The following is a 26,523-nucleotide window of genomic DNA, read 5'->3' as shown; positions in this document are numbered from 1 at the left end:
TGTGTGAGGCATGCGGCTCTCGTACGGCCTGCCTGCACCTGCTGCGGGTGCCGGCGCGGCTACATCTACCGAGGGCCGGTCTGGGCCGAGGAGGAACTCAGCGAGCGGCTGTGCCCGTGGTGCATCGCGGACGGCAGCGTCGCCGAGCGGTTCGACGCCCATTTCACCGGCGGGTCAGCCCTCGGCGAGGACGTGCCGAGGGGAGTCTTCGCCGCTGTCGACCGGCGCACTCCGGGCTATTTCGCGTGGCAGGAGCCTTCGTGGTTCTTCCACTGCGGCGACGGCACCGCGTTCGTCGGCCCGGCCGGGTTCGCCGAGCTCGCCGCTCATCCTCTTTCGATGCCGGGTCTGCGCGACCCACCTCGCTCACACCGACCTTCCCTAGTCTGTCGCCGCATGCCACAGTTCGAACGCCCCGGATCATCCTTCACGGCGCGGAGGAACAATGCTCAAGGACAAGACGGCTGTCGTCACGGGCGGATCCCGAGGGATCGGGCGGGCGATCGTGGAGCGCCTGTGCCGTGACGGAGCGAACGTCGTCTTCAACTACGCCACCAGCGAGGAAGCCGCCGCCGAGGTCGTGCGCGTAGTCGAGGCGGAGGGCGGCAAGGTCCGGGCCGAACGCCTGGACCTCAAGGAGCCAAACGCGCCGGAACGGCTGATGGAAGCCGCCGAAGCGCACTTCGGCGGCCTGGACATCCTGGTCAACAACGCCGCGATGTCGTTCACTCCCACTCCGCTCGCCGACACCGACGTGAAACTGTTCGACAGCGTGATGGCGGTCAACACCAGATCCGTCTTCCTGACCTTGCGTCACGCCGCCAGGCGGATGCGCGACGGCGGACGGATCGTGAACATCTCCACCCTGAACACCGTGCACCCCGCCCCTGGCATCGCGCCGTACGCCGCGAGCAAGGGCGCCATCGAGCAGTTGACCGCCGTCGCCGCCCAGGAACTCGGGCCGCGCGGCATCACCGTCAACACCGTCTCCCCGGGCGCGACCGACACCGATCTGCTGCGCGGGACCAACCCCCCACAAGCCCTCGAAGCGGTGATCGACATGACGCCTCTGCGCCGCCTCGGGCAGCCGTCCGACGTGGCCGATGTCGTCGCGTTCCTCGCGGGTCCGGACGGCCGATGGATCACGGGCCAGAACCTACGAGCGACGGGCGGCCTGGGCTGAGCCGCACCGCCCGGCGGGCAGGTCCAGGGCGGCGCGGACTCATGCCACTTGGTCAGCGCAGGGTGCGGAGGAAGATGTCCGCCTTGCCGTTCGTGTCGTCGGGAACGAGGTCGTCGGCCGTGGACCGGAAGACCACGTGGCGCCCATCGGCGCTGACCGCGTCGATCTCGGCCGTGGCGGGGCGGTCGGTGACGGTCTCGTCGGTGCCCGTCTCCAGGTCGCGCAACGTGAGCGGCGCCGGTCCGGTCGTCCCGGACGGGGTGTGCAGGAGGTAGCGGCCGGTGGGGTCGATGGCGATGCCCTTCACGCCGGATACCTGCACGGCGGTGCCGGAGGCGACGTCGTGGACGTACGTGTCGGAGCCCGAGCGGTAGACGACCTTGCTGCCGTCGTCACTGAGCTGGACGAGCTCGGCCGCTCTGCCTTCACCCTCGATCGGGTAGACGACGCTGTTGCCTGCCCAGTCCCACAGAAGAATGTCCTGCTCACCGCCGTCCTGGTAGGCGAGACGGGTCCCGTCGCCACTGATGGATGGCCGGATCGGTGCGGTGTTGTGGATGACGTCGATAATCTGCAACTCGCCGGTGTCCGGTCTGCGGACCTGGACGCGCTGATTCTGCTCCGGGTACCTGAAGCGGACAGTGATCGCCTGATGCCGTTCGCTCGAACCCATGGACGCCTCGCAGGTCAGGAGCGAGCAGGTGTAGGGAGACGACCATCCCAGGCTCAGATGCTTCTGATACAGGGCCATACTGTCGAACCTGTCTGCCAGATACGCCAGGACCTGCCCGTCGCTGCTGAGCATGGGCGGCCCAATCGAAAATCCGTCGAACTGCCGGTTCTCTCCCGTCGCCAGATCGCGGACGAACACCCGATTGTTCCTGCCCGTGTTGCCGGGGGTGAGGTTGTTCGCGTACGAGGTGAAGACCACGCGGTCGCCGGCCGGTGTGATCGACGCCTGGGCGGAATCGTCGTTGGCCTGGGTGCCGTCGGCCGCGACGCTGATCCTCTCGACACCGGCCGCGCGTACGTCGGCGGGCTGAGCCTGGGCCGCCTCAGGCAGCACCGCAGCGATCACACAGGCCACTGCCGCTGAGCTCAGGGCAACCCGTCCACGTCTTGGTCTTGCTGCCGACCCGTTTCCTACGTCCCCGCATGTTCCCCCCAGACAACTTCGGCCTCGGTACCCCGTTCGGGGAACCATCGACATGCAAACGTCACAGAGCGATACGGTCAACGCATAAATGCGCCAGATGACTTGATTGCGGGTCAAGCTGAGCCGAGCCGTCGTCAGCAACGGCTTGTACCCTGCACTCATTCGACGAGCGGACGATCACGACACGGGCATGCGGGAGCGCGGGGCCTCGATGAGTGACGCACAGCCGATACGAAGCCGCAGACGGGGCCTCGCTGCCGGCGCCCTGATCACCGTCGGGCTCGTCCTCGCCGCGCTCGGGGCCGTCGGCGCCGCGCTCCAGCACGACGATCGCGGACAAAGCGCTGAGCCGCGCAAGGAGTTCACCGCGACGAACCCGCCCGCCGATCTGCCCACCGCGCTCACCACCGGCCAGCACCTCCGCTGGTCCCGCTGCACCTCGCCGCGCACCGCGCGTACGAACTATGACTGCGCCACCATGAAGGCCGCGCTCGACTACCGCAGACCGGACGGCAGAACGATCGACGTCGCCCTCATCCGCCGCAAGACCACCGGCCCGAACGCCCGGCGCATCGGCTCGCTCGTCCTCAACTTCGGCGGTCCCGGCGTCTCCGGTGTGATCGGACTGCCCGAACTCCTGAACCAGTACGAGCCACTCCTCGACCGCTACGACCTGGTCTCCTTCGACCCGCGCGGCGTCGGCGCGACCATCCCCGTGCACTGCGGGAAAACCGCGGAAGACACCGGCTACGATGATGCCGACGCCTGCGCCGAGCACTCCGGGGCGCTCCTCCCGTACGTCGGCACCTCACACACCGCGCGCGACCTCGACCTGCTGCGCTACCTCCTCGGCGACGAGCGGCTGCACTACTTCGGCGTCTCATAAAGGACGACGCTCGGCGCGGTCTACGCGCACCTGTACCCGTCGCACGTCGGACGGCTCGTCCTCGAAGCGCCCGTCGATCCGACCGAGGATCACGACGAGGCGCAGGTGTCACAGGTCAAGGCGGTCCAGGCGGCGTTCGACCGGTTCGCCACGCACTGCGCGGCCCGTGTCCGCCGCTGCCCGACCGGCGACGGTCCCGAGGAGGCCGCGCGTCGCATGGCGCGCCTGGCCGACCGCCTGAAGAAGAAGCCCGCCCCGGCCGGTGGAGGACGCAAGCTCGACGCCGACGACCTCGCGTACGCCGTCAGCGACCATCTCGTCCTCGGCACGGACGGCTGGTCGCCGCTGGCGAAGGCCCTCACCGCGTTGATCGACCACAACGACGGCGGTCCGCTGAGCAAGGGTGCGGACCTCCTCGGTTCCGCCGAACGCGCGGCGCCCCCGAGCGACAGCAGCCGTGCCGCCCTCTCCGCGATCACCTGCGCGGACTCCAGCCTGCGGCCCGGCTTCGAACGCCTCGACAGGGACGAAGCCCGTGTCAAAGCCGCTTCGCCCGTCTTCGGCGCGGCCTGGTCCAGCGGCGTCTACCTCTGCTACGACTGGCCGTTCGACGGCGAGCGCGTGACACCGCAGGTGAACGCCGACGGCGCGGCCCCCGTCCTGGTGGTCGGTGGCACCGGCGACCCGACCACGCCTTATCCCGGCGCCCGCCACATGGCCCGGGCTCTGGGCGACGGGGTCGGCATGCTCCTGACGGCCGAGGAGGAGGGCCATGACACATACCCGCGGAACCGTTGCGTCACGAAGGCGGTCGACACATATCTCCGCACGGGGCACACCCCGGCCGCCGGGACGGTGTGCCGGGGAACCATGTCCTGAGCAACGTACGGACTCGTTGCGGTGGTTGACCGGACCTCACCCCTGCGGCAGCGGCGAGCCGAGCAGCCAGTTGCCGGGGGCCTCCGTGTCGGTGCTGAGGTAGAACTCCTCGATGGCGGTACGGAACTCGTCGTGGGTGATGGTGCCGCTGCCGTCGCGGTCGAGGCGCCGGAAGGCCGCACCGGAGGTGGCCGGGTCGATGCCCAGCGCCTCATACATACGGACGTACTCGTCAGCGGTGAGTGTGCCGCTCCTGTCGGTGTCCAGGGCCCGCATGAGGGCGTCGATGATGGGCATCACCAGGCGTTCCACGGTCTTGGCGTCGGCGGCTATGTGGGACCGCATGGCCGTGATGAACTGGGCGGGCGCGATCCTGCCCTGCGCGTCCGGCGCCCCGGCCTCGCCCAGGACGTCCCACCAGACCACGAAGGCCTCGCGCAGCGCGCTCTTCTCCGCCTCCTGCGGCGCCACCGCGGCGAACACCTCGCCGAACTCCTGGAAGTCGTCGCGAGTCAGATAGCCGTCGCCGTTGCGGTCGAACCAAGCGAACAGGGTGGTGAACTTCTGCTCGATGCTGGTCTGCGCCATGGTCACCTGCCTCCTGAAACACCAGTGAACGCGGCGTACGCGCGGCGCGCCGCCCTCTTGCCCTGTGCGCGGCCCGTCTTGGCGCACGGTAGGTGCGAGTCGGCGGTTCGACTAGGTGCATTCCCGGCCGCGAGGACGGGGGTGAAGCAAAGCCCGGGTCCCCTGGGGGAGTTGCCGAGCCCACCCCTGATTGGTCCAGACCCATTGACGAAAGGTCTGGACCTGCTAGCGTGCGTCATGTTCGCGACATCCAGACACCCCACCCCTGTCCGGCGCTCAGCGACCCCACGGGAGCCCCCCATGCCGTTCCGCCCGCGCAGCCGTCGCACGTCCCGTCTGCTCGCCGCCGCGCTCACCGCGGCCGCGACCGTCACCACCCTCCTGGTCGCCGCACCGGCCGCCCCAGCCGCCGACACCTGTGCGACCAAGCCAAGGCCATCCGGCAAGGTCCTCCAGGGCTACTGGGAGAACTGGGACGGCGCCGCCAATGGCGTCCACCCGCCGTTCGGCTGGACCCCCATCACCAACCCGGCGATCGGCCAGCACGGCTACAACGTCATCAACGCCGCCTTCCCCGTGATCCGCTCCGACGGCACGGCGCTGTGGGAGGACGGCATGGACACCGGCGTGAAGGTCGCCACCCCGGCCGAGATGTGCCAGGCGAAGGCCGCGGGCCAGACCATCCTCATGTCGATCGGCGGCGCCACGGCCGGCATCGACCTCAACTCCACCGCGGTCGCCGACCGGTTCGTCGCCACGATCGTGCCGATCCTGAAGCGGTACAACTTCGACGGCATCGACATCGACATCGAGACCGGCCTCACCGGCAGCGGCAACATCTCCCAGCTGTCGACGTCCCAGGCCAACCTGATCCGCATCATCGACGGCATCCTCGCGCAGATGCCGTCCGGATTCGGCCTGACGATGGCCCCCGAGACCGCCTACGTCACCGGCGGCAGCGTCACGTACGGCTCGATCTGGGGCGCGTACCTTCCCGTCATCAAGAAGTACGCGGACAACGGCCGCCTGTGGTGGCTCAACATGCAGTACTACAACGGCTCGATGTACGGCTGCTCCGGCGACTCCTACTCCGCGGGCACGGTCCAGGGCTTCACCGCCCAGACCACCTGCCTGAACAAGGGATTGAACATCCAGGGCACGACCATCAAGGTCCCCTACGACAAGCAGGTCCCGGGCCTGCCCGCGCAGCCCGGCGCGGGCGGCGGCTACATGACGCCCAGCCAGGTCAAGCAGGCGTGGAACACGTACGGCGGCGCGCTGAAGGGCCTGATGACCTGGTCCATCAACTGGGACGGCTCGAAGAACTGGACCTTCGGCGACAACGTGAAGGCTCTCTAGCCCGTCCGCCGACCGCATCCCGCGCGAATGTCACGCCAGGGGTTACCGCGAGAGACGACGTGCCGAGTGGGCAGGCGGACGCCAACTCGACTGACGCCAACTCGGCTGTCTCATAGGGCACTTCACAACGTGGGGGCACCGGCCCACACTGTGTCGCGCAGACACCTCGCTGTCCCTGACAATCACCGCGGAGGATCAAGCATGGTCTTACGTCACAAGGTAGCGGGACTCATCGCAGGAGTGAGCCTGGTCGTCGGCGGCCTCATGGCCACCACACCGGCCCAGGCCGCCCCGTCCGTCGACCGGGCGGCCGGCACCACCACGCAAACCGTCCGCACACCTGCGACCGGCGCGGAACACAAGGCCGGGACACTCGCCACAGCACCGTCGATCAGCCCCGCCGCCAGAAACGTCCGCTACGTCAGCGGCGGAACCTACAGCTGCGACTACGGATACCTGTGCGCTCGCGTCTGGGACCCGACCCGCGGTCAGTACAAGGTGTTCGACCTGTACTACTGCGACACCTACTCCCTGTCCTACTGGGGTTCCGGTGGCGACGGCGGAGGCTTCTACAACAACCAGACGACCGGCACCGTAGCCACGTTCTACAACTCGACCGGTGGCGTCTACCACTCGTCCACCGCCTATGGCGTCGCCCCGACCTGGTTCAACTGGGACCCGGTCTGGAAGATCAAGAACTGTTGACACGGCGGGACGCCGACATGGTCGTACCCGCACAGCACAACCGCGCCGCTTCCTGATCCGTGTGCTTGTGTGCGAGCGCGGGTCAGGAGCGGCACACGTGTGGGGCAGTGTCATCCAGGCCGAGAAGGTCGAAGTAGCTCTGCCCCAGCGCGATGTCGCGGAACGCCTCGTCATCGAGGTACCGGTTGACGCGGCTGGTGATGTCCAGTTCCTCCTTGTAGGTCTTGAAGTTCTTGTCACGGGAGGCGACGAAATCGGTGCCGGGCAGGATCCGCTCCGCGTACCGGTTGAGGAACGGTACGTACTGTGCCCGCGCTTTGGGGTGGGAGAAGTACTGGTCGTACAGCACCCTCCAGCTGATGTCCAGGCCCAGGTTGGGGTATCGGTCCATCAGGTGCCGCAGGATGTCGATGTGCTGCGCCGGGTCCATCGTCGACAGTTCTTTGGACAGTCCCATGTGTGCCCAGACGATCCGGTTGTCGGGGTAACGCTTCAGCACCTCTTCCATCAGGTTCAGGAATTCGGTGTGGTCGTCGTTGTTGCCGAGGTCGGAGTGGATCGTCAGCGGGATGTTCCGCTCCCGCAGCTGCTCCATGAAGGGCGCCCAGCCCGCGATGTCCTCCCTGTCGGCAGGCTCGTGGTCGTTCCGCAGCAACGCCTGCTTGACGAGGTTGACCTCCCCCATCCAGCGGAAACGCCCGGGGTACTCCTTGTCCAGCAACCGCATCCGCTGCAGCACGCCGTCCGGGTGGGCGAGATCGGGAAACGTCATCGACAGGGTCAGGTGCACGTCCTTCGGGGCGTTCTCCACCATGTCGCGGGCGTTGGCGAAGTCGTTCTTCATGCTGGGTTCCACCGGTGTGCCCGGACAGTCGAGATAGTAGGTGCAGGTGGAGTCGGACGGCAGGGTCTGCCCGATGCCGTACACGTTCGCGTACCGCACCCCGGAGCGGCGCAGATAGCCGGTGAGCTCCTTGAACGGGATGGCGGGCCCGCCGAAGGGCCGGAAGTGCAGATGGCTGTCGACAACGGAGGTGTACGGGCGGCTGTCGCGGTCGAAGCAACCGGGATCGGCGGGCACGGCACCCGCGGGGGAAGCGGTGAGAGCGGTGAGCGCGAGGAGCGCGCCGGCAATGACGGATGGTCGGTCCACGAAGGGCTCCCGAGGGACGAGGGACTGCATCGCCTACGCCGCCGAGCATCAGGGACGCGACGCCCCGTCCGCCGGATCCCGCAACGCCGATACCGCCCCTTGGAGCAACCCATGGACCTTGAACCGCCCGTTCAGCGCATCCCGATGGCGCCGCGCTGACCGTGAGACATGTTGCCGACCGGGCGGGAACATTCGACGAGCTCAGTCCGCCGGCATGACACGGTGCAGGCGTCGGCGACAGCCCGCGTGTCCCAGTAGAACGGGCGGACCTCAGTGATTCGGCCGTCCTTGACTGTGATCGCTTGTAGGAGGGGGAAACGGAGTTCTCGGCCGGGCGCGAGCACGGACCTGTGTGAGCACGACCGCGGTCTCACCAGTGGCAAGAAACGTCTGCTCCATCATGTCGAACGACTCCCACACCTCCTTCATCTTGAGGAAGAACTGCCTCATGCCGGTGTGCCCACGCCAGACGCCTCCATAGGGCAGGCCATCTGCTTGATGCAGCTCGACATTGGGCGCGAAGAAGGGGGCGAGCAGGTCGAACGAAGCCTCGTCGGGGCCTCCGGCCGCCAGGTATTCCGCCTCAGCCGCATACATGCCGGTGAGAACTGTCGCTGACTCCGTAGTGGGTGACATCGTCATGCCGCCAGCATGATCACCTCTGGAGGACCTTGCTGGCGGTAAGCAGACATCGTTGTGCGGCGCCGTCATCACGCCCGCAACACGCCCTGGAGCGCCAGCAGCACCTGAACACGCTCACCCCCTGCCACCAGCCGTTCAGAACACATCCCTGTCCGAAGGCGAGCGAACAGGAAAGCAAGCAAGAGCTCACTTGTCAGCCAACTCCTGGGGCCGGCATGGCCGTTGTGTCACATTCGCCTCTTCAGTGCCGTGGGCACGGAAGCCGATGTCATCAGAAAGATCGAGGAACCTCGTCGGGACTGACTGAACCACCGAGCATACCCAGGTATATGGGGCGGTGAGCGCATACTCCTCGACGCCGACCATGCCGCGCCTCCACGGCCGAGAGCGGCGACGCCTCCCGGTCAACCCTCCTGCCCATGGCGCAGATCGCTGACGGTCTGGCCGAACTCGCGCTTCATGGCTCTGGCCAGGTGTTTGGTGTCGTGCACGCCCCACCGCGCGGCGATAGCGGCTGTGGAGATGTCCGCAGAGGCGGGGTCGAGGAGGTCCCGGCGGATCCGCAGCAGGCGTTCGCGGCGGACCCAGGCGGCGAAGGTGAGGTCGCTTCCCTTGAAGAGCGCGTGCAGGTGGCGTACGGAGATGTGGTGCTGCTGCGCCACCCGTTCCGCGCAGAGGCGGAAGTCGTCGAGGTGGGCCAGGACGTAGGCGCGGATGCGGTCGACGAGGTCGCTGGCTACGGAAGCCCGCTCGGGAGTGGTGTCGGCGAAGGCCGCGAGGAGGAGCGCGGTGAGCGCGTCGGCCAGATACGTACGTGCCACCCCCTGACGTGGACAGTCTTCCCCGATTGCGGACAGTGCGTGGCCGAGGAGTCGGCCCACCCCTCCCCCGGCGCAGATGGGAAGCGCCGTGCGCCGGCCGATGGAATCGGCATGCCTGCCCAGAGTCGCCCGAGGAACACAAAGGACGGTCATGTCACTGGAGTCGGCACCGACGAGCCGGTACGGCCGGGTGTTGTCACAGGCGAACAGTTCGCCGGGCCTCACCGTCGTGGTGCGGCCGTCCTGTATGGCCGTGAGCGAGCCGTGGTGATGCAGATTGAAGTGCATCCACTCCACGTCGCTGGAAGTAATGCAGCGGTTGTCCCGCGTCACCGTCGCGGCAGTGGCCTGGATCCGAGCGACGACCACGGGCCCGACGACCGTGTGGTCGACCACAGCCTTGAACACCTGCGGGCCGCCGTCGGTCACCCGTAACGGCGCGAACAAGTCGGAAGCAACTGCCTCGAAGGACTCGGTCCCCGTCAACCGGGAATTCTTGCAGTCTGTCATACGAAGCCCCCCAGCTCACTGCTTGCACAACAACCGTACTGCCGCACTGTGGGCCCGCCGTGCACGAACTGGAGAGTCATGGTGCGCGTAGTGGTGCTCGTGCACGGCGGGCCGCTCCTAGAGTCGTCAGCGAGCGCCGCACCATGAACGGCATCGGGAAGCCGGACAGCGAACGTGCGGCGCTCAAGCAGAGCGGTTCCTGACCTGTTCCGCTCCGCAACCAACCCGCCTTCAGGACGGCTCACACGGGCCGGAACCGACTACGGGAGTCCCGGAACTCCAAGGGGGAACAGAACACATGCGCATCAAGAAGAAGGTCGCGTCCGCTGTCTCGGCGCTGGCCATGACCACGGGGCTGCTGGCCATGTCCGGAGCCGTAACCACTGCCAGTGCCGCCGAAGGCTGCAACACCGACCCCGTACTGGGAACCGCTCGCTCCGCGACCGGGGCCAGGGGGCAACTCTTCGAGCTGCGGTACCACGGTTCCGGCAACAACACCTGCGCCTGGGGCCGAGTCACCAACGGAGCCGTCGGCATGCACGTCTGGGTCGACCGCAGTCACGATGGCGGCCGCACTTGGGAACCGCAGTTGGGCATCCGGCGGGTCGACGCCGGAACCAGCGTCCACACCGAGGCGTGGCCGGACCGCAACGGCTCCTTGATGCGGGCCTGCGGCGACTCCGGCGACAACACGGCCATCACCTGCACCGGTTGGTACTAGGAAGCGGGCCGGCGTACGGGTTGCGCCCCTCTCGGAGTCGGTCCCTCAGGGGCTGCCTCCGAGAGACGTGGCGCGGGAACACCGTGTGATCATGTCCGCATGACGACACCTGGTCGGATCATCTTCCTCAACGGCACGACCAGTTCGGGGAAGTCAGGAACTGGCTCGCAGGAAATCGGTGCGCGGCGACCGCCCCTCGGGGCTCGCGGCGCTGCAGTTCGAGCTGGTCCATGCACATGGTGACTACGACATCGAGTGCGACACCAGCGCAGCGGACCCACGTGAGTGCGCTGAAGCGATCAAGAAGCGGCTGCTGGACTGGCCGACGCGCACTGCCTTCACTCGCCTCCGTGCTCGATACCTGCGAGGTGCCTCTTGAAGCGCCCAGGTGGTTCGCTCGCCGGGTCATGGGGTGACCTCGGTTGGCTGGCGATACGGTTGGCTGGTGGAGTCCGAGAAGGTGGATCAGTGCCCGTTGCACGGAGTCGGCGCACGTCCTGAGGTCCTGGTCGGACGTCGGCTTGAGGAAGTCATCGCCGCGTGGCATTCGAGCGAGGATGATGGCGAGGCCGAGAGTCCCTTGGACGTCTGGCTGCTCTGCAGCGAAGGCAGTCCGTTGCACATCACCACCGGCTCGGACTGGTGCCTGATCGTAGAGTCTGCAGGCCCGCACACGGGGTACGACATGGGCGGCTGGGGGCGCGTCGAGGTGGCTCCGGTCGGTGACCGGACGCCGTTCGCTGCCCACCTCGGGGAAGTCGTTCTGGCGGTGAGGGAAGAGTTCGAGCGCGAAGCCGGTCGCATCGCTGTCGAGATCGACTTCGCCTCCGGCCGAGTACGTTGCGACAGTTGGGCCGGTGACCTCCGCCTTTCCGCGCTCACTCCGGTGGCAGATCGAGATGGCGAGTGTCACCGAGGCTGACGACTTGGCGATTGTGGAAGAAGTCGTCCTCGCGCAGCGTGGTGATGCTGCCGGAGGGGGCCCGGAAGCTGACGTAGCCGGCCGACTCGATCGGCATCTTGATCCAAGACGCCAGGACGAAGGTCAGCGAGCCACCGTGCGTCACGATGATCTGGTGTTCACAGGACCGTCGCAAGATGTCGTCCATGGACGCGTAGATGCGTTGCACCCACTGAGCCTTCGTCTCGGCGCCTTCTACGCCCTCGTCATGGTCCATCCGCTCCCCCACGGCCGGAGGCGGAACGAAGCGCCGGTCCAGCCACTCCTGCGGCCTCCCGCCTGCCTCGCCGTAGGACTTCTCCCGCAGTCGCCGATCAAGAACGGGCTTCACGTCGAACCGTGCGGCTACCGCTTCGGCGGTTTGACGTGTGCGTTGCAGATCCGAGGAGAACAGTTCGACCTCGATGCCGTCCGGGATCTGAGCTCGAAGCGCCTCGGCGATGGAGGCCGCCGCACGAACTCCGGCAGGTGTCAGGTGCGAGTCGTGCCATCCGCCTACGACTCCTTCGACGTGATGCGTTGCTTCCGGGTGCGTAACGACGTAGAGAGTGCGCACAAGAGCCTGCCCTTCGTTGACGGGACGGTGTCCTCGAACACGGCCCGCCACCCTAGCCGGAAGCGATCACTACGGCGGACACGAAGCCAGCGAGCAGGCACACTCGCCACAGGTTGGCAAATTCGATCGTCACCCCCTCTGACCAGTACGATCTTGCCTGTTGCGGCTACTGACCATGGCCGCCGGTCATCAAGGGGGACTGTTATGTCACATGCAATCAATCTGCGAGCGCTCGGCGTCGCGGTGGTGTTTTTGCCCACCGTTCTGGGAACGACCGCTGCTCATGCGGACAGTGGTGAGTCTTCGTCTGCCGCTGACCTCCATAAGCCGAGTGGGCAGATATCGACCCGAGCGGCTGTCGGCCACTACAGCAAGCTCGTCCAGAAGACGTCGAAGAAGAACTACACGAACACCAAGAACGAGATCGCCCGCTGCACGGCGCAGACCGCGGGCATGACCTGCATGATCAACAAGACGGCGTCGGCGACACGCACGATCGACGCGGGTTTCGGTATGACGTACAACGGCGTCGCATCGAGCCTGAGCATCAGCAAGGCCAAGACGCAGTCCGTGTCGGTGACATGCAGCGCGAAGGTCGGCAAGGGGCACTCGCTCGTCGCCTACCCGATCGGTACGCGGTACAAGTACAAGATCGAGAAGCACATCACCACGCCCATCGACTACAAGACCGACACGAGCGGGTGGAAGTACGCCTTCGACCCCTCACCCGCGAAGGTGAGTTGCACGGTCATATGAGTCGCCGCCATCGTCATTACTCGTTTCCCTATGTCCGTGTCAGCGCTGTGGTCGGCGCAGCGGTAACAGCAGTGCTTCTGGCGGGTTGCGGGGCGGAGGACGAGGTGCGGACGACGCCCGTCGCCTCACTTGTCGGCCGATCCGTTGCCCAGGTGGAAGGCGCATTGCCGTCGGAGGCTTCCATGGTTTCGTACGATCTGTCGAAACCGGTCACGGGAGCGGAGTCCAAGCACAGCCTCTCGGATGACACGTACCGCACCGAGTGGATCGTGGTGGCGGCCTGCGCGAATACGAAGAGAGTCGAGGACGACACCCGGCTCGCCGTCGGCGTACTCAACGCTGACGACTACTCCGGAAACGTAGAACGCAAAGCGAAGAAGCACGCCTTCGACCGATACCTGTCGGAGTGCAAGTGATCCGGTGATCTCGTGACCCGGATACCGCGCCACCCCGGTCGACGCCTGACAGCAGCCCCTGCCGAATTCTCTCCGGCAGGGGCTGCCCCTGTAGTGGTGCCGTCCGTGGCACCGAGGTGCGGTTGATTCGCCCCGAGCGCGCCTGCAACGGCCCTGCAATGGGTGGTGCAACGAGTCCTGCAACGCGGGCCTGCACGATGAATCCCACGTCCCGTCAGCGGACGCGGACGCATGCCCGGCCGCGCGGTTCGGTCATCGCGTGACCGAGAGACGTGCGAGGGAAGCAAGAGCGCCCCGGGGAAACCGAGAGAAACGAGGAGAGAACAGGAATGCACATCCTCACCGGAGTGAACATGTTGTCCAAGGATCTCGTCCTGGTCCATTCCGAGCAGGACAAGTTGGTCAGGGTGCCACTCGCGGACATCGACGGCTGGTTGCCGGCGACTCCCCAGCACACGTGGATCGCCTCCGACGAGGTCACCGTCTACATAGCGACCGACGCCATCCCGCCCTTCAACGCCTCCATCGTCACACTGCACCTGAACGACGTGAACTGGGACGCCGGAACCGCCGACGTGGAGCTCCGGCAGATCGTTCCGCTGGACGTCTCCGGCACGCCGTCCGACATGCCGAACCTCAGGCAGACATCGCCGAACCAGCCGATCATGCCGTGGACGAGGCCCTTCTACACGCAGACGCACGGCCCGACCTTCCTGCCGCGCTCGAAGTTCACGTACGTCACGCACTACACGGACGACCGCGTGCGCGGATTCAGGATCAAGTCGGACGGCACCCTCGAGCAGCGCGTCCTGTACTCCCAGCGCGAACTGACCCGGCAGACCCATGGCGTCAACTTCAACGCCGAGGGCACCGTCGGGCTCGGTGTCGGCTACGACTACGACATCGGTGAGGTGCGCGTCTACCGTCCCGACCGCCACACCGGCAAGGTCGAGGCGACCCACACCATCACCCTGGGGACGGAGACCGAGTACGGGGCGTTCGCGCACTACGCCTCATGGCTGGACAACCGCTACGCCTACATCGGGGCCATGCAGATCGGGCCCACGTCGAGGACGCCCCTGGGGGCCACGGTCGTCGGACCGAGCGTCTGGCTGATCGACACGGAGCTCGACACCGCCGTACGCGTCATCGGCCCCACCACCAAGCCGGGTGGCGCGGGCATGTACAGGTCGCCGTCGGACCTGACCATCGCCAAGGGCAAGTTGTACGTGGCGGAGGAGGACTCGTGGGGCGGCCGGACGGACAACCCCGCCGACTACGGGCGCGACGGCTACATCTCGATCTGGAACCTCTACGACCGTGACCGCCCGAGCTTCATCAAGCGACTGCGCCCCGGCCGTGAACTGCCCGCCGACTTCCGCAACGCCCACACGGCCACGGCCATGTTCAACGAGGAGTCGGTGCTCGTCTCCAGCTTCGTCAGCGATCACCTCATCCGGATCGACACCTCAACCGATCAGGTGGCGAAGGTCTACGACGCCGACGACGGACTGAGCATGTTCCACGGGGAGTTCGCGACCGGAAGGAACCGCTGACCGACAGACCCGGTCACCGACAGACCCGGTCACCGACGGAACCGGTGACCGAAACGCACGATCAGAGCCGCAACCACATCGGAGTTGACCCCTTGAGCACGGACATGGGAGGCCCGGCACTCCGGGCCGATCAGAACGACGACCTGTCGCACACCAGGATCATGCTGAGCCGGCTCGCCGCCAACTGGCCGAGGCGCGCCTACGTGAAGAAGGACGAGCTCGATCCCTTCTTCGAGGCGGGCCGGCCGGGTGAGCAGGGTGCGCCGGGCAAAGAGGACTTCCTCGAAGGGCTCCTGCCCTTCAAGGACCTGCCGCAGTACCAGTCCAGTTCACCCGAGATGAAGTCCCGCGTCCTGAGCTGCGGCTGGCTGATGTACAACGCCAAGACCACGCAGATCGAGACGGAGATCGTCAATCCGTCCTGTCTCGACATCATCGCGGGGGCGATGCCGGGGCTGCGTACGGCCGATGCGCAGAAGGCCGTCTGCGAGACCATGGTCGACGAGGCCTACCACGTACACCTCGTGGAGCAGGCGAGCCGCCTGACGCGCAGCCGGCGCGGCCTGGAGAACCTGCACATCCCGCAGTTCAACCTGGTCCGGCACATGCGCGAGCGCCAGCGGACGGGCACGGACCCCTGGCACGGCCAGATGGTCCAGTTCGCCACGGCGGTGGTCTCGGAGATCTTCATCAGCGACTATCTGCACCTGCTCAGCGAGAGCGAGGAGATCCAGCCCTTCAACCGCATGACGGTGGCGGCCCACCGGCACGACGAGATGGTGCACAGTCCCCTGTTCCGGTCCATGGCGCAGCTCTTCTCCCATGACCTGACGGTGGAGCAGCGCGCCGCGTTCGCCGATGTGCTGGCCGAACCCGTCGTGTGGTTCGCCGACCGCGAGCTGGACATCTGGCTGTCCATGCTGCGGCAGATCGGCTTCCCGAAGGCCGAGGAGATGATCCGTGAGTGCCGGTCCCTGGGCGCCGCCGACCTGACCTCCCTGGACTACTCGGAGATCGTCACGCTGGCCGAGGAGATCGGCCTGCTCGACTCCGCCGCGGCCCGCGACAGCTTCGCCAGGCAGGGTCTGATCACCGCCTGAGAGCACCCGAGTGGTGGGCCGGGCGCGTCACCGCGCCCGCCCCGCCGCTCCCGTAACCCCATACCCGTACGACATCCGTACGAAGGAAGTGCAGGAGCTGAGCACGTCATGTCAGTCGACATCGCGGCACCGACGCTGCGCGGGGCGCCCGGGCCCCGTCAAGAAACCACCACCGTCCTGCGCGTGAGCGGACGGACCGAGGGAGCCGACGGAGTGGTCACCCTCACCCTGGTCGACCCTTTGGGCCGGGAGCTGCCCGAGTGGTCTCCGGGGGCCCATATCGATCTGATGCTGCCCGAGCTGGATCTGGTACGGCAGTACTCGTTGTGCGGCGACCCGGCGGACCGGTACACCTGGCGCGTCGCCGTCCTGCTCGAACCGAACGGCCGAGGCGGCTCGCGCCATGTCCACCAGGCGCTCCACACCGGCAAGGGCGTGCGGGTCAGGGGCCCGCGCAACCACTTTCCGCTCGAGCCCTCGGCCCGCTACCTCTTCATCGCGGGCGGCATAGGCATCACACCGATTATGCCGATGGTGGCCGCCGCCGAGGCCGAGGGCCGGGACTGGCAGTTGGTGTACGGCGGGCGGTCCCGCGCGTCGATGGCCTTCCTGGAGGAGTTGGAGGCCTACGGGGACCGGGTACGGGTCCATCCCCAGGAGGAGAGCGGTCTGCTTCCGCTCGCCGAGCTCCTCGACACCCCGCGCCAGGACTGCCTGGTGTACTGCTGCGGGCCCGAGGCCCTGCTCGGCGCCGTCGAGGAACGCTGCGCCGGATGGCCGTCCGGCGCGCTGCGCACGGAGCGCTTCGGGGCCCGGCCGACACCCGCCGACGACGACGGTGGCACCGCCTTCGAGGTGGAATGCCGGCGCTCCGGCCTGACGCTGGCGGTCGCACCGGACGAGTCGATCCTCGACGTGGCCGACCGGGCGGGTGTGCTGACGTTCGCCGCCTGTCGTGAGGGTGTGTGCGGTACGTGTGAGACGAGCGTCATCAAGGGGGCCCCCGAGCACCGCGACTCCGTGCTCACCGAGGAGCAGAGGGCCGCCGGGGAGTCCATGATGATCTGCGTCTCGCGCACCCGTGGCCGCCGGCTCGTCCTCGACCTCTGAGCGACCGACCCCTACCACCTGACATGAGCGAGGCTGATCGAGATGACAGAGGCGCTGGCCGTCCGGCACGTCGCCTTCGAGGACCTGGGCTTCTTCGAGGAGGTGCTCAAGGAGCGGGACATCCGGGTGACTTACGTGGAGGCCGGACGCGACCGGCTCAGGGAAGAGGTCGAACGGCGCTCTCCCGAGCTGCTCGTCGTCCTCGGCGGTCCCGTCGGGGCGGGTGAGACCACCGCGTACCCCTTCCTCACGGAGGAGATCGAGGTGGTCAGGGCCCGGCTGTCCCGCGAGGAACCATTGCTGGGCGTCTGCCTGGGTGCGCAACTGATCGCTGCGGCGGTCGGCGCCAAGGTCTACCCGGCCGCGGCGCAGGAGATCGGCTGGCAGGGCGTCGACCTGACCGCAGCAGGGGCCGATTCGCCCCTCGCCGAGCTGACCGCGCCCGTACTGCACTGGCACGGTGACACCTTCGACCTGCCGACGGAGGCCGTGCACCTCGCCTCCACGCCGCAGTGCGCGAACCAGGCGTTCGCCCTCGGGCGGAACGCCCTGGGGGTGCAGTTCCACGCGGAGGTCCGAGGCGCGGCCATCGAGTCCTGGCTGATCGGGCATGCCCACGAGATAGCGCACGCGCCCGGGGTGTCCGCCAGCGGCATCCGGGAGGACACCCGCCGCTACGCGGGCCTCCTCGAGAGTCAGGGCCGGAGGTTCTTCGGCCGCTGGCTCGACGGCGTGGGCCTGTAGAGGAAGCAGGGGCCCGTGGGTCGCACGAGTTCGCGGACGGCATGGGCATGTTACGGAAGACGACACCGCCTACGCACCCCGTACGCGGCGCGGCACCCACCGCTTACCGGCCACGCCTGGTCCAAAAGCCCTACGCCCACCTCTTGCCGGAGGACCTCCCTGCCCCGTACGGCGGCCGCGCCGGGTGAGGCGGTGGTTCCGCCGTGCGGGGCAGTGGGGCAGAACGGGCGCCCGCAGCGGACACAGCGGTGCGTGCGCCCGTCCTCCAGCCGGTAACCGGCGTGCGGCGCGCCGGTTAGGTTGGGGGCAACTGCTTCACGGGGGAGGCGGTGATGGGCGACCCCATGACGTCCGCCATGCTGCGATTCGAGGTGCTCGGCCCGTTGCGGGTCCGGCGGGACGGCCTGGAACTGGACGCCGGGCCGGTGCAACAGCGGGTCATGCTCGCCGTGCTGCTGCTGTCCGCCAACCGGCCGGTGTCACGGGAGAGACTCATCGACGCGATCTGGGGTGAAGCGGCCCCCGGGCGGGCGGTGAACCTGTTGCAGCGTCATGCCGCGGGCCTGCGCCGCGTCCTCGAACCCGAGCGCAAGGCCCGTACACCGTCACAGACGCTGACCTGGACCGAGGCGGGCTATCTGCTGAGGGTGGCGCCCGGCGGACTCGACCTGGACACGTTCACCGCGCAGGTGGACGAGGGCCGGTCGGCGCGGATCGCAGGGGACCTGCCCGCGGCCGCCGAGGCCCTGCACGCCGCCCTGCGGCTGTGGCGGGGCAGGCTGTGCGAAGGGCTCGCCGGACCCCTGCTGAGCGCGGAGCGCGACCGTCTGGAGGAGGACCGCCTCGGCGTCGTCGAGGAGCGCATCGAGGCCGACCTGGCGCTCGGCGCCGACACTGGCCCCGTCGCCGAACTGCGCCGCCTGATCGACGCCCACCCCTTGCGCGAGCGGCCGTACGGCCTGCTCATGCGCGCCCTGCACCGCTCGGGACGGCAGGCGGCGGCCCTCCAGGTGTACCAGGAGGCGCGCCGCCTGCTGGCCGACGAACTCGGCATCGAACCCGGTGCGGAACTGCGCCGGGTGCACGAGCAGATCCTCACCGCCGACGCCGCCCTGAGCCCACCGGCCCCAGCCCGCACGGAGGCGGCCCAACCGGTGCGGAACGACGACGACGGCCCCTCCGTCGGCGTCGCCGCCACCACGGGCCCGTCCACAGCGGACAACCTGCCCGCCGAACTGACCAGCTTCGTCGACCGGCAGCGGGAACTGTCCGAGATCCGTGAACTGGTGCCCGCCACGCGCCTGGTGACGCTCACCGGGGCCGGCGGCGTGGGCAAGACCAGGCTCGCGCTGCGCGCCGCACAAGACCTGCGGCCGGGCTTCCCCGACGGCGTGTGGCTGGTGGAGCTCGCGGGCCTCTCCGACCCCGGGCTCATCGCGCACACCGTCGCCACAGCGCTCGGCATCCAGGACCAGTCCGGCCGGACACCCCTGTCCGCCCTGATCAGGCACCTGCGGAACCGGCGAGTCCTGCTGGTGCTCGACAACTGCGAGCACCTGCTCAGCACGTGCTCACCGCTCGTCGACCATCTGCTGCGCGCGGCGGAGGGCCTGCGGGTCATCGCCACCAGCAGGCAACCGCTGGCCATCGACGGCGAGCGCATCTTCGCGGTGCGGCCGCTGGGGGTGCCGCCGGATGCCGCACGCCCGCGCGCACCGGGCGCGGGGCGCGCGCCCGCGTCCGAGGAGGACGGGTCGGCCGTCACTCTGTTCACCCACCGGGCGCGCGCCGCGGTGCCCTGCGGGTTCTCCCTCTCCCCCGAGAACCAGGAGATCGTGGTCAGGATCTGTCGGCGGCTCGACGGTATCCCGCTGGCCATCGAACTGGCGGCCGGACGCCTGCGCGCCCTGTCGCCCGCACAGCTCCTCGCGCGCCTCGACGACCGCTTCCGGGTGCTCTCGACGGCGCGGCCCACCGCGCTGCCGCGCCACCAGACGCTCCAGGCGACGGTGGACTGGAGCTTCCATCTGTGCACGGAGCAGGAGCGGTTACTGTGGGCCCGCCTGTCGACCTTCACCGACACCTTCGACCTCGAAACGGCCGAGGCCGTCTGCGCCCTGGACGACCTGCCCGCCGAGGAGGTCCTCGACCTCGTCGACGGTCTGGTCGACAAGTCGGTGCTCATCCGCGAGGAATCCCCGGGCGGCGTCCGCTTCCGGCTCCTCGAGACGCTCCGCGAGTACGGGCGGCAGCGGCTCTCGGACAGCGGCCTGCGGACGGCGCTCCGCCGTCGTCACCGGGACTGGTACCTGGCCCTGGCCGAACAGGGTGAGGCGGAGTGGTTCGGCCCCAAGCAGGCGGACTGGGCCGCCCGCATGCGCCTGGAACACGCCAACCTGCGCGAGGCCCTCACCTTCTGCCTGACCACGCCGGGAGAGGCCCGGGCCGGTCTCCGCCTGGCGGCCGCGCTGTACTTCTTCTGGGTCGGCTGCGGCCACGTCGAGGAGGCGCAGCACTGGCTCGGCCGGGCGCTGGCCCTGGACCGCGAACCCTCCCGCGAGCGCGCCAAAGCCCTGTGGGTGCTGGCCCGGATCGCCTATCTGCGCGGCGACATGCCCGGCAGCACCGCCAGGTCCCAGGAGTGCTGCCGACTGGCCAGGACGCTCGGCGACGACGCCGCCCTGGCCTACGGCACACACATGGCGGGTGCCGCCGCCCTGCTCGGCGACGACCCGCAGCGCGCACGGGACCTCCTGGAGGACGCCCTGCGGCGCTATGTCGCGCTCGGCGAGCTGAACAGCGTGGTCATCATGGCGCAGGTCCAGCTCGCCATGGCCGGCGTCGCCCTCGGCACACCGGACCGCGCGGTCCGCCTCTGCAGCCGGGCGCGGGCCATCTGCGACGTCCACGACGAGACCTGGACCCTCGCCTACGTCCTCTACGTGCAGGCCTTCGCCGAGTGGGCCAGGGGCGACCGCGGCGCGGCGACCCGCCACGCCCGCGAAAGCCTGCGCCTGAAACGGGACTTCCGCGACAGCCTCGGCATCGCCATGGCCGTGGACCTCCTCGGCTGGATCGCCGCCGCCGAGGGCCCGAGCCGGCGGGCGGCGGTGCTGCTCGGCGCTGCCGAGGAGGAGTGGAACACGATCGGGCTGCCGTGGTTCGGCTCCACACTCTGGCGGGACCCGCACGAGGAGGGGGAACGGCTGGCGCGCCAGGCCCTCGGCCATGAAGCCTGCGAGGAAGCCTTGCGCACGGGCGCCTGCCTCACCCCGGACGAGGTCGTCGCGCTGGCCCTGGAGCCGGCACCCACGCCGAGCACGGGAGACCGGGCCGCGCATCACGCCATGGGAACAGGCGGGTACGGGTGAGCCGCAGGTACGGGTGAGCCGCGGGGCCGGGGGCGTGGGGGTCTCCCGGTCCCGCGTCTTTCTGTGGTGTGCCCGGGGTGGTCGGTCGCGAAATGGGGGGAGAGGTAAACCACCCGGATTGGTGGTTGCCTGTGGGTGAGAGGCCGGGGGACTTGGCGATTCACGAGTGAGTGCTGAGGTGTGGGGTGTCCCCATGGTGCGCCTAAGCATGCCTGGTCGGCTGTGGGGGTGATGGTGATGGTGTGACAGGCATGTACGCGCGAGGACTTCACTAGGTGCGGGGGGCGTAGTGAGTGACCGGGAGTCGCATGCGGCAGCGGTCGTTCGTCACGGCCGAGGGGGTGAACCCGTCGAGGGCGGTCGGCAGAGCGCCGCTGCTACTCCCCCGCCTTGTCCGTCGCCACGGCCGCCGGCGCGCAGAGCACACCCCATCCTCCGGCGACCGCAGGGGCCTTCCCGCCGCGCGGCCGGTTCCGGCAGGAAGGTACCGGAGAGTGCGGCGTCGGCGAGGTCGGACGCGACCCGGCACGCGGTCGCGGTGCGTCGCGCGGAGACGGTACCGGCCAGCAGCATGGCGGTGCCGACCGCGGTGTCCCTGGCACCCATCGATCCATCGAACCCTGTCGAGCACCCGCGTACGGCTTGTCAGTGACGTCGACTACCGTTTCGGCGCATGGGCTACGACCTCCACATCACCCGCCGCGACGACTGGTACGACGAGGCAGGACCAGAGATCACCGCGGCGGAATGGGTGGCCCTGGTGGAGACGGACCCGGACCTCGCAATGGTTCCACCGTCACCGGACTGGAGCGGACCGCCGCAGTGGATCGCCGACATGGTCACGCATCCGCCCGAGGGGCGAATGGGCACTGCTCTGCGCTGGGACTCCGGCGAGATACGCGCCAAGAACCCCAGCGAGGTCTTGATCGGCAAAATGCAGCAGGTCGCAGCCGCGTTGAACGCGCGGGTACAGGGGGACGACGGGGAGCTTTATGGAGCTGATGTCCCGCACGGATGAGGAAGGAAAGGCGGCCATGCCGCCACTCCCTTAACGCCGTCACACCTGCTGCGGCGCCGTCCCGGTCGCCAGTTCACATGCCCGTACGTAATCCCGCAGGATCGCGCGGTTGTCGTCCGCGCGCCAGGCCAGCGCGAACCGGCTGGGTGAGATGCCGCGTACCGGGCGGGTGACGACTCCGCCGAGGGTGATCAGCGGGGCGTTCCCGGCGGCCAGGAGGACCACCCCCAAGTTCGCGACCAGCGCTTCGTAGGTTTCCTCGGTGCTCGCCACCTCCGCGCCGATGCGCGCGGGCCTCCCGTCGCGGGCGTCGGTGGCGAGCCAGTAGTCGCGCAGGGGGCCGGCATGGTCGGGCAGGGCGAGGAACGGTTCGTCCAGAAGGTCGGCGAAGTCGATGGTGTCCCGGTCGGCGAGGCGGTGGCCGTCGGGCATGGCGACCAGGCGGGGCTCCTCGGCGACCACCCTCCACCGGTAGCGGTCCGGGTCCGGCAGCGGGAGCCAGACGAAGGCCGCGTCGCAGGTGCCCTCGGCGAGTCCGGCGGTCGTGTCGTGCCAGGTGATGTGGCGCAGGGTGATACGTGTCTCGGGACGTATGGCGGTGAAGCGGGACCGGATCGCGGGCAGCAGTCCCCCGCGTCCCGGGCTGGTGCTCATCCCGACCACGAGGACGGCCGCCTCGTCGGCCACGGCCCGGGCGATCGTCTCCTGCGCCGACTCCCATTCGGCGAGGATGTTCCGGGCATGCGGCAGCAGCGCCGCGCCGACCGCGCTCAGCCGCACATCGCGCCGGTCGCGCTCGAACAGCGCGGCCCCGATCTGCTTCTCCAGCATCCGTATCTGCTTGCTCAGCGCGGGCTGCGAGACGTAGAGCCGTTCGGCCGCGCGTGTGAAGTGCAGTTCCTCGGCCACTGCGGCGAAGTACCGGAGATCCCGTCCGTGAACATCCATAACCATCGGCTATCACAGCGGGTCTTGGACCGGCAACTGGCTTGTGCAGCAGGGTGGTTCACACCAACGGGACACCGACGGACGGCCGCCGAAGGGCCGCAAGTCACCCGGAGCGCGAGGAGACGAACATGAACAAGGTATGGCTGGTCACCGGGGCGAGCAGCGGGTTCGGCCGGGCGATCACCGAGGCGGCGGTCGCCGCAGGTGACGTCGTGGTCGCCGCCGCCCGCCGCACGGCGCCGCTCGACGATCTGGTCGCCGCGCACCCGGACCAGGTCGAGACACTGTCCTTGGACGTCACCGACGTCTCGGCCGCCCAGGCCGTCGTGGACGGCGTGGCAGCCCGGCACGGCCGGATCGACGTCCTGGTCAACAACGCCGGGCGGGGCATGGTCGGGGCGGTCGAGGACAGCTCCGACGAGGAGCTGCGGGACCTGATGGATCTGCACTTCTTCGGCCCGGCCGCGCTCACCCGGGCCGCGCTGCCGCACATGCGCCGCCGGAGTTCGGGCGCGATCGTCCAACTCACCAGTATGGGCGGACGGTTCGCGTTCGCCGGGGTCGGTGCCTACTGCGCCACGAAGTTCGCTCTGGAAGGGCTCTCCGAGGCCCTGGCCGCCGAGGTCGCGCCGCACGGCATCCGGGTACTGATCGTCGAGCCCGGAGCCTTCCGTACGGGCTTCGCCGGCGCCGCCGACCTGCGCTCCACGGCCCCGGACACCTACCAGGACACCGTCGGCCCCGTCCTGTCCGGGCTCCCGGAAGGCGGTGGCCAGGAGCCCGGGGACCCGGCCAAGGCCGCCGCGGCGATCCTCACCGCTCTGGACGCGGAGGAACCGCCGCTCCGGCTGCCGCTCGGCAATGACGCCGCCGACGCGATCACCGACCACCTAGACCGCTCCCGTACCGAACTCGCCTCCTGGGAGAAGCTCATCCGCTCCACCGATTTCGACGACTGACACCCCGGCCGCTTCCGCACCCGCCGCCGATCGCCTTCACCCTGCTGTGCATGGCTCAACGCAGGGTCAGCGGCGTCTCGGATCCGATGCGTGACAGCTTCGCCGGGTTGCGGACGACGTAGAGCCCGGCGATCCGGTCCTCCTGCACGTGAGCCGCGACGACGCCCTCCAGCTCCCCGTCGAGGTGGATCGTCAGGGCCGGGCTTCCGTTCACGACGGTATGACCGAACGCGACCGGGGTCCTGTTCTTGCCGAGGCCGCCCGTCAGGAGGCGGGCCACCTTGTCGGCGCCGACGATCGGACGCAGCGCGGCATGCTTCACGCCGCCTCCGTCGCCCATGTAGACGACATCGGGCGCCAGTACGTCGAGCAGTCCCTGCAGGTCCCCGCCCTCCAACGCCCGCAAGAACGACTCCACCACCGTCCGCGTCCGGCGCGGGGAGACCGCCGAGCGCGGACGCCGGGCGTCCACGTGCCGACGGGCGCGGTGCGCGATCTGGCGGACGGCGGCGGGCGTCTTGTCGACGGCCGCCGCGATCTCGTCGTAGTCGACGTCGAAGACCTCGCGCAGGACGAAGACGGCCCGCTCGGTCGGCGACAACGTCTCCAGGACCAGCATCACCGCCATCGACACGCTCTCGGCGAGTTCGACGTCCTGGGCGACGTCCGGCGTGGTCAGCAGCGGCTCGGGCAGCCATGGGCCCACGTACGACTCCTTGCGCCGTGCCATGGTGCGCAGCCGGTTGAGCGCCTGCCTGGTCGTGATCCGGACCAAGTACGCGCGCTGGTCGCGCACTTGGTCGAGATCGACCTCGACCCACCGCAGCCAGGTCTCCTGAAGGACGTCCTCGGCGTCGGCCGCCGCGCCGAGCATCTCGTACGCCACGGTGAAGAGCAGGTTGCGGTGGGCGACGAAGGTCTCGGTCGCCCGGTCGACGGCGTCGTCGTCACCCATGCGCGGAACCTCTATTGAGCTCGGATCGTCACCCATGCTTGGAACCTCTATTGAGCTCGGGTCCTCACTCGAGCTTGCAACCTCACCCAAGGTGGACTCGGCACTCAAGCTGGACTCCGCACTCAAGCTGGACTCCTCGCTTAAGCTGGACTTCACGCTCAAGCTGGACTTCTCGCTCATGGCTGGATCCTCTCCCCCACGCCTTCCGGCTTCCCAGGACCTAGGAAACCCGCTCGACGACCGGTGCCTCGGCCCGCATCGCCGCCAGCGCCTCGCGGCGTCCGGCGCCTCCCTTCATGCGGTGCAGGCGGTATCCGCCGGGCTTGTGCGCCTCCTCGGCCAAGTGCTTCACGATGCCCTTGCACACGCCTTCCTTCATCTTCGCGCCGAGACGACCGCCGATGTGGAACCACACCGCGACATCGGACCTGTTGCCGAACTGGAAGACGCCGGTGCCGCGGCCCAGGCTGACACACTGAGCCCCGAACGACTGGTTGAGGGGCTCGGGCCGCTGCCCGGCCAGTCGGCTGAGCACCGTGTCTGCGGCCCGCGCGCCCAGCGGCATCGCCGTCTGGCAGCTCATCCGCAGCGGCAGACCCGACGGCGCCGCCGAGTCCCCGGCCGCCACGATGCGGTCGTCGTCCACACTCGTCAACGTCTCGTCCGTGAGCAGCCGGCCCAGGGCATCCGTCCGCAGCCCGCTGCGCGCGGCCAGGTCCGGCACGCCGAAGCCCGCGGTCCAGATGGTCACCGCGCTGGGCAGCTCCCGGCCGTCAGCGAGCCGCACCGCGTCACGCGTCACCTCCGTCACCCTCGCGGCCGAGCCCTCCAGGACCTTCACCCCGAGCGCCGCCAGCCGGTCGGCCACGGAACGCCGCCCGCGCCGGTGCAGGTAGGGACCGAGCACCCCGCCGCAGACCAGGGTCACGTTGCGGCCCTGCTCCGCCAGCTCGGCGGCGGTCTCGATGCCCGTAGGACCGGCGCCGACGACCGTGATCGCGACCGACGCGGACGCGGCGTGCAGAACCGGCAGCAGCCGCTGCGCCTCCTCCAACCCGGCGATCGGGTAGGCGAACTCGGCCGCTCCGGGCACGTGCGGGTCGGCGCTGCCGCTGCCCACCGCGTAGACCAGGTAGTCGTAGCCGACCGTGGCCCCGCTGCCCAGCTCGACATGGCGCCCGGCCGCGTCGATCCGGGTCACGCTGTCGACCACCAGCCGCACCCCCGCCGACAGGACCTCCTGGTAGTCGACGACAGCGGTGTCGGTGCCGCCCACCAACTGGTGCAGGCGCACCCGGTGGACGAAAACGGGGCGCGGGTTGATGAGCGTCACGGTCACGTCGTCGCGCTGCGTCAGGCGGTTGGCCGCCATGACGCCGGCGTATCCGCCGCCGATCACCACTACGCCGGTGTTCTCAACCATGATGGTGTCTCCCTCGTTTCGAGCGGTTCGTGCTCAAGACACCACTG

Annotated in this window: 25 protein-coding genes and 2 pseudogenes; 18 read left to right on the top strand and 9 right to left on the bottom strand. The window is 68.8% G+C overall.

The genetic code is table 11. The features are described from left to right. Window positions 1-3 precede the first annotated feature (3 nt). Window positions 4-525 (top strand): CbrC family protein, encoded by a 522-nt coding sequence (locus ABZ877_RS07300; protein ID WP_361065796.1) that lies wholly within the window; start codon window positions 4-6, stop codon window positions 523-525. Next, window positions 446-1,183 (top strand): glucose 1-dehydrogenase, encoded by a 738-nt coding sequence (locus tag ABZ877_RS07295; RefSeq protein WP_361065793.1) that lies wholly within the window; start codon window positions 446-448, stop codon window positions 1,181-1,183. Before ABZ877_RS07300 ends, ABZ877_RS07295 begins: the two co-directional genes overlap by 80 nt. Window positions 1,184-1,235: 52 nt before the next feature. Here ABZ877_RS07295 and ABZ877_RS07290 read toward each other — a convergent pair whose 3' ends face one another. Continuing rightward, window positions 1,236-2,261, bottom strand: a complete 1,026-nt coding sequence (locus ABZ877_RS07290) for a hypothetical protein (RefSeq protein ID WP_361065790.1) — start codon at window positions 2,259-2,261, stop codon at window positions 1,236-1,238. A gap of 289 nt (window positions 2,262-2,550) precedes the next feature. On the opposite strand from ABZ877_RS07290, the gene ABZ877_RS07285 reads away from it, so the two are divergent. After that, window positions 2,551-3,225 carry a hypothetical protein gene (locus ABZ877_RS07285; protein ID WP_361065787.1) on the top strand — a complete coding sequence of 225 codons (675 nt, stop codon included), beginning with the start codon at window positions 2,551-2,553 and terminating at the stop codon, window positions 3,223-3,225. A 105-nt stretch (window positions 3,226-3,330) separates the two neighbouring features. Further along, window positions 3,331-4,104 carry an alpha/beta hydrolase gene (locus ABZ877_RS07280; protein ID WP_361065784.1) on the top strand — a complete coding sequence of 258 codons (774 nt, stop codon included), beginning with the start codon at window positions 3,331-3,333 and terminating at the stop codon, window positions 4,102-4,104. 36 nt (window positions 4,105-4,140) lie between these two features. Here ABZ877_RS07280 and ABZ877_RS07275 read toward each other — a convergent pair whose 3' ends face one another. Next, a complete protein-coding gene (locus tag ABZ877_RS07275; RefSeq protein WP_361065781.1) occupies window positions 4,141-4,692 on the bottom strand; it encodes an EF-hand domain-containing protein in 552 nt (183 codons plus the stop codon). Between the two features lie 300 nt (window positions 4,693-4,992). Here ABZ877_RS07275 and ABZ877_RS07270 point away from each other — a divergent pair, with 300 nt between their 5' ends. Together ABZ877_RS07270 and ABZ877_RS07265 are read left to right on the top strand one after the other, a co-directional pair. Further along, window positions 4,993-6,051, top strand: coding sequence for a chitinase (locus tag ABZ877_RS07270; RefSeq protein ID WP_361065778.1), 1,059 nt, complete (start codon window positions 4,993-4,995; stop codon window positions 6,049-6,051). A 201-nt stretch (window positions 6,052-6,252) separates the two neighbouring features. Next, a complete protein-coding gene (locus tag ABZ877_RS07265) occupies window positions 6,253-6,756 on the top strand; it encodes a hypothetical protein (protein ID WP_361065775.1) in 504 nt (167 codons plus the stop codon). An 82-nt stretch (window positions 6,757-6,838) separates the two neighbouring features. Here ABZ877_RS07265 and ABZ877_RS07260 read toward each other — a convergent pair whose 3' ends face one another. The 3 genes and pseudogenes from ABZ877_RS07260 to ABZ877_RS07250 all read right to left on the bottom strand — a co-directional run bounded on the left by ABZ877_RS07260 (window position 6,839) and on the right by ABZ877_RS07250 (window position 9,882). Continuing rightward, on the bottom strand, window positions 6,839-7,909 hold the full coding sequence (locus ABZ877_RS07260; RefSeq protein ID WP_361065773.1) for an amidohydrolase family protein: 1,071 nt from the start codon (window positions 7,907-7,909) through the stop codon (window positions 6,839-6,841). A gap of 224 nt (window positions 7,910-8,133) precedes the next feature. Then, a pseudogene (locus ABZ877_RS07255) lies at window positions 8,134-8,551 on the bottom strand (nuclear transport factor 2 family protein); the annotation flags it as partial. A gap of 404 nt (window positions 8,552-8,955) precedes the next feature. Continuing rightward, window positions 8,956-9,882 carry a helix-turn-helix domain-containing protein gene (locus ABZ877_RS07250; protein ID WP_361065770.1) on the bottom strand — a complete coding sequence of 309 codons (927 nt, stop codon included), beginning with the start codon at window positions 9,880-9,882 and terminating at the stop codon, window positions 8,956-8,958. Window positions 9,883-10,180: 298 nt separating this feature from the next. On the opposite strand from ABZ877_RS07250, the gene ABZ877_RS07245 reads away from it, so the two are divergent. The 3 genes and pseudogenes from ABZ877_RS07245 (at window position 10,181) to ABZ877_RS07235 (ending at window position 11,525) form a co-directional block, all read left to right on the top strand. After that, window positions 10,181-10,603, top strand: a complete 423-nt coding sequence (locus tag ABZ877_RS07245; protein WP_361065766.1) for a glycosyl hydrolase — start codon at window positions 10,181-10,183, stop codon at window positions 10,601-10,603. A gap of 157 nt (window positions 10,604-10,760) precedes the next feature. After that, window positions 10,761-10,982, top strand: a pseudogene (locus ABZ877_RS07240) (chloramphenicol phosphotransferase); the annotation flags it as partial. A 66-nt stretch (window positions 10,983-11,048) separates the two neighbouring features. Then, window positions 11,049-11,525: a hypothetical protein gene (locus ABZ877_RS07235; protein WP_361065763.1), complete on the top strand. Its 477-nt coding sequence runs from the start codon at window positions 11,049-11,051 to the stop codon at window positions 11,523-11,525. Here ABZ877_RS07235 and ABZ877_RS07230 read toward each other — a convergent pair. Continuing rightward, the gene (locus ABZ877_RS07230) at window positions 11,482-12,120 is read right to left on the bottom strand and encodes a histidine phosphatase family protein (RefSeq protein WP_361065760.1); all 639 of its coding nucleotides are present in this window, start codon (window positions 12,118-12,120) and stop codon (window positions 11,482-11,484) included. The two genes, ABZ877_RS07235 and ABZ877_RS07230, sit on opposite strands and share 44 nt — an antisense overlap. Window positions 12,121-12,324: 204 nt before the next feature. Here ABZ877_RS07230 and ABZ877_RS07225 point away from each other — a divergent pair, with 204 nt between their 5' ends. The 8 genes from ABZ877_RS07225 (at window position 12,325) to ABZ877_RS07190 (ending at window position 22,191) form a co-directional block, all read left to right on the top strand. Then, window positions 12,325-12,876, top strand: a complete 552-nt coding sequence (locus ABZ877_RS07225; RefSeq protein ID WP_361065757.1) for a hypothetical protein — start codon at window positions 12,325-12,327, stop codon at window positions 12,874-12,876. Then, window positions 12,873-13,292, top strand: a complete 420-nt coding sequence (locus tag ABZ877_RS07220) for a hypothetical protein (protein WP_361065755.1) — start codon at window positions 12,873-12,875, stop codon at window positions 13,290-13,292. The genes ABZ877_RS07225 and ABZ877_RS07220 overlap by 4 nt, the downstream gene beginning before the upstream one ends. A gap of 329 nt (window positions 13,293-13,621) precedes the next feature. Beyond that, the gene (locus tag ABZ877_RS07215; protein ID WP_361065752.1) at window positions 13,622-14,848 is read left to right on the top strand and encodes a hypothetical protein; all 1,227 of its coding nucleotides are present in this window, start codon (window positions 13,622-13,624) and stop codon (window positions 14,846-14,848) included. A gap of 92 nt (window positions 14,849-14,940) precedes the next feature. Beyond that, entirely contained in the window at window positions 14,941-15,948 is a 1,008-nt protein-coding gene (locus ABZ877_RS07210) for a diiron oxygenase (RefSeq protein ID WP_361065749.1), read from the top strand. Window positions 15,949-16,056: 108 nt separating this feature from the next. Further along, entirely contained in the window at window positions 16,057-17,058 is a 1,002-nt protein-coding gene (locus ABZ877_RS07205; RefSeq protein WP_361065746.1) for a PDR/VanB family oxidoreductase, read from the top strand. A 42-nt stretch (window positions 17,059-17,100) separates the two neighbouring features. Further along, entirely contained in the window at window positions 17,101-17,802 is a 702-nt protein-coding gene (locus ABZ877_RS07200; protein ID WP_361065743.1) for a glutamine amidotransferase, read from the top strand. Window positions 17,803-18,134: 332 nt separating this feature from the next. After that, entirely contained in the window at window positions 18,135-21,173 is a 3,039-nt protein-coding gene (locus tag ABZ877_RS07195; protein WP_361065740.1) for a BTAD domain-containing putative transcriptional regulator, read from the top strand. 673 nt (window positions 21,174-21,846) lie between these two features. Further along, on the top strand, window positions 21,847-22,191 hold the full coding sequence (locus tag ABZ877_RS07190) for a hypothetical protein (protein WP_361065737.1): 345 nt from the start codon (window positions 21,847-21,849) through the stop codon (window positions 22,189-22,191). A gap of 39 nt (window positions 22,192-22,230) precedes the next feature. Here the strand turns inward: ABZ877_RS07190 and ABZ877_RS07185 are convergent, their stop codons facing one another. Next, window positions 22,231-23,145 carry a LysR substrate-binding domain-containing protein gene (locus tag ABZ877_RS07185; protein ID WP_361065735.1) on the bottom strand — a complete coding sequence of 305 codons (915 nt, stop codon included), beginning with the start codon at window positions 23,143-23,145 and terminating at the stop codon, window positions 22,231-22,233. A gap of 122 nt (window positions 23,146-23,267) precedes the next feature. On the opposite strand from ABZ877_RS07185, the gene ABZ877_RS07180 reads away from it, so the two are divergent. Then, on the top strand, window positions 23,268-24,098 hold the full coding sequence (locus ABZ877_RS07180; protein ID WP_361065732.1) for an oxidoreductase: 831 nt from the start codon (window positions 23,268-23,270) through the stop codon (window positions 24,096-24,098). Window positions 24,099-24,153: 55 nt separating this feature from the next. Here the strand turns inward: ABZ877_RS07180 and ABZ877_RS07175 are convergent, their stop codons facing one another. Beyond that, entirely contained in the window at window positions 24,154-25,053 is a 900-nt protein-coding gene (locus ABZ877_RS07175) for an RNA polymerase sigma-70 factor (protein ID WP_361065729.1), read from the bottom strand. A 220-nt stretch (window positions 25,054-25,273) separates the two neighbouring features. Beyond that, on the bottom strand, window positions 25,274-26,476 hold the full coding sequence (locus ABZ877_RS07170) for an FAD-dependent oxidoreductase (RefSeq protein WP_361065726.1): 1,203 nt from the start codon (window positions 26,474-26,476) through the stop codon (window positions 25,274-25,276). Between the last annotated feature and the right edge of the window lie 47 nt (window positions 26,477-26,523).

The sequence above is a fragment of the Streptomyces sp. NPDC046939 genome (assembly GCF_040644575.1).
Taxonomy (GTDB): Bacteria; Actinomycetota; Actinomycetes; order Streptomycetales; family Streptomycetaceae; genus Streptomyces.
The sequence above is the reverse complement of the archived record's forward strand: the minus strand, read 5'-3'. Positions and strand labels throughout refer to the sequence as shown.

Excerpts from the sequence above, each read along its gene's own strand:
- ABZ877_RS07195 (WP_361065740.1), top strand. The coding sequence starts at position 18,135 with ATGGGCGACCCCATGACGTCCGCCATGCTGCGATTCGAGGTGCTCGGC.
- ABZ877_RS07265 (WP_361065775.1), top strand. The coding sequence starts at position 6,253 with ATGGTCTTACGTCACAAGGTAGCGGGACTCATCGCAGGAGTGAGCCTG.
- ABZ877_RS07275 (WP_361065781.1), bottom strand. The coding sequence starts at position 4,692 with ATGGCGCAGACCAGCATCGAGCAGAAGTTCACCACCCTGTTCGCTTGG.
- ABZ877_RS07215 (WP_361065752.1), top strand. The coding sequence starts at position 13,622 with ATGCACATCCTCACCGGAGTGAACATGTTGTCCAAGGATCTCGTCCTG.
- ABZ877_RS07175 (WP_361065729.1), bottom strand. The coding sequence starts at position 25,053 with ATGGGTGACGACGACGCCGTCGACCGGGCGACCGAGACCTTCGTCGCC.
- ABZ877_RS07220 (WP_361065755.1), top strand. The coding sequence starts at position 12,873 with ATGAGTCGCCGCCATCGTCATTACTCGTTTCCCTATGTCCGTGTCAGC.
- ABZ877_RS07245 (WP_361065766.1), top strand. The coding sequence starts at position 10,181 with ATGCGCATCAAGAAGAAGGTCGCGTCCGCTGTCTCGGCGCTGGCCATG.
- ABZ877_RS07225 (WP_361065757.1), top strand. The coding sequence starts at position 12,325 with ATGTCACATGCAATCAATCTGCGAGCGCTCGGCGTCGCGGTGGTGTTT.
- ABZ877_RS07270 (WP_361065778.1), top strand. The coding sequence starts at position 4,993 with ATGCCGTTCCGCCCGCGCAGCCGTCGCACGTCCCGTCTGCTCGCCGCC.
- ABZ877_RS07285 (WP_361065787.1), top strand. The coding sequence starts at position 2,551 with ATGAGTGACGCACAGCCGATACGAAGCCGCAGACGGGGCCTCGCTGCC.
- ABZ877_RS07200 (WP_361065743.1), top strand. The coding sequence starts at position 17,101 with ATGACAGAGGCGCTGGCCGTCCGGCACGTCGCCTTCGAGGACCTGGGC.
- ABZ877_RS07190 (WP_361065737.1), top strand. The coding sequence starts at position 21,847 with ATGGGCTACGACCTCCACATCACCCGCCGCGACGACTGGTACGACGAG.
- ABZ877_RS07170 (WP_361065726.1), bottom strand. The coding sequence starts at position 26,476 with ATGGTTGAGAACACCGGCGTAGTGGTGATCGGCGGCGGATACGCCGGC.
- ABZ877_RS07205 (WP_361065746.1), top strand. The coding sequence starts at position 16,057 with ATGTCAGTCGACATCGCGGCACCGACGCTGCGCGGGGCGCCCGGGCCC.
- ABZ877_RS07180 (WP_361065732.1), top strand. The coding sequence starts at position 23,268 with ATGAACAAGGTATGGCTGGTCACCGGGGCGAGCAGCGGGTTCGGCCGG.
- ABZ877_RS07295 (WP_361065793.1), top strand. The coding sequence starts at position 446 with ATGCTCAAGGACAAGACGGCTGTCGTCACGGGCGGATCCCGAGGGATC.
- ABZ877_RS07185 (WP_361065735.1), bottom strand. The coding sequence starts at position 23,145 with ATGGTTATGGATGTTCACGGACGGGATCTCCGGTACTTCGCCGCAGTG.
- ABZ877_RS07250 (WP_361065770.1), bottom strand. The coding sequence starts at position 9,882 with ATGACAGACTGCAAGAATTCCCGGTTGACGGGGACCGAGTCCTTCGAG.